1 protein-coding gene and 3 pseudogenes are annotated in these 1,043 nt (G+C 57.3%); 3 read left to right on the top strand and 1 reads right to left on the bottom strand.

Features of this window, described 5'->3' with window-relative positions; genetic code table 11:
• The 3 genes and pseudogenes from A9D60_RS25955 to A9D60_RS26930 all read left to right on the top strand — a co-directional run.
• Positions 1-130, top strand: a pseudogene (locus tag A9D60_RS25955) (IS5/IS1182 family transposase); the annotation flags it as partial.
• 148 nt (positions 131-278) lie between these two features.
• Positions 279-494, top strand: a pseudogene (locus A9D60_RS27335) (recombinase zinc beta ribbon domain-containing protein); the annotation flags it as partial.
• Positions 495-518: 24 nt separating this feature from the next.
• Positions 519-830, top strand: a complete 312-nt coding sequence (locus A9D60_RS26930) for a hypothetical protein (RefSeq protein ID WP_065266466.1) — start codon at positions 519-521, stop codon at positions 828-830.
• A 21-nt stretch (positions 831-851) separates the two neighbouring features.
• Here the strand turns inward: A9D60_RS26930 and A9D60_RS04280 are convergent.
• Positions 852-1,043 (bottom strand): annotated as a pseudogene (locus tag A9D60_RS04280) (IS5/IS1182 family transposase); the annotation flags it as partial.

Below are 1,043 nucleotides of genomic sequence, written 5' to 3'. Positions count from 1 at the left end.
TGGCTGGGCCAAGACCGTTGGCGGCATGTCCCAGACCGTCTATCGCGGCGTCGAACGGGTGCGGTCGCGCTTCATCCTGACGCTCGCAGCCGGAAATCTCGCCCGGCTGCCCCGGTTGCTGGCGGAATGAGGCTGGAGGGGGGGACGCAGGCCTGCTTCCAGCCACCCAATCCGGAAGACCGATGAGAGAACTCATTCCACCACGGAGAACAGCGTCCCACTGGCCTGACTAATTCAGCGGCCTGCTAAGGATCGTTGACAAAAAGGTTTGGAAAGCGGTGCAAGCGCGCATTCCCAAACGCTCAAGCAACAAACCATACCCCAAACGACAAGGGTATCTCTTGTCTGGACTGCTCAAATGCGGGCAGTGTGGAGGAAATTACATCGCTATGAGTGCGAGGTCGAACGTCAAGTTCGGTTGTAGCGCCCGACGAGACAAATCGACCTGCTCTAACCGCAGAATGATTAGCAGGTCTGTCGTCGACAACTGCATCCTTCATGCCTTGGCAAGTCACCTTTTGACGGACAGGTACCTTAAGCCTGCCGTCTCCGCCTTTAGAAAAGAAGTCAAGAAGCTACGGGGAAAAACTGAGAAGCAAAGGCCTAAGCTGGAGAAGCGGCTAATCGCGATCGAAAGGGGAAGAAAAGGATTGCTCGAGCTGCTCGAGAGCGGTGTGGAGCCAAGAGCTATACGAGATCGTTTACTAGCATTGGACGAAGAGGAGCGAGGCCTCCTGACCAAACTTGCAACCCTTCCAAAGCAGGAGATTGTCGATCCAGATACGAGCACACCCGAGGGCATTGTTGCAGAAAGGCGTCTTGAGGCGTGACTTCCCCTTTCCCCTTCAGGTTCAGGCCACGCGGACGATCTCGGCGGTGCCGAGGGCATTGAAGCGGTTGATGAGTGCGACGCGGATGTGGATTTCAGCGGTTTGGCTATCTGGGTCTCTCGCGGCGATGCGCTCGCCGAAGGCCTTGAGGCAGCGCATCCTGGCTTCTGCGCGGCTGCGGGTGTGGTATCCCGTCCATCGTTTCCAGAACGC

Origin of the sequence: Leisingera sp. JC1 (genome assembly GCF_001679925.1) — a bacterium.
Classification (GTDB): Bacteria; Pseudomonadota; Alphaproteobacteria; order Rhodobacterales; family Rhodobacteraceae; genus Leisingera.
This window is presented reverse-complemented; position numbering and strand designations above follow the sequence as displayed.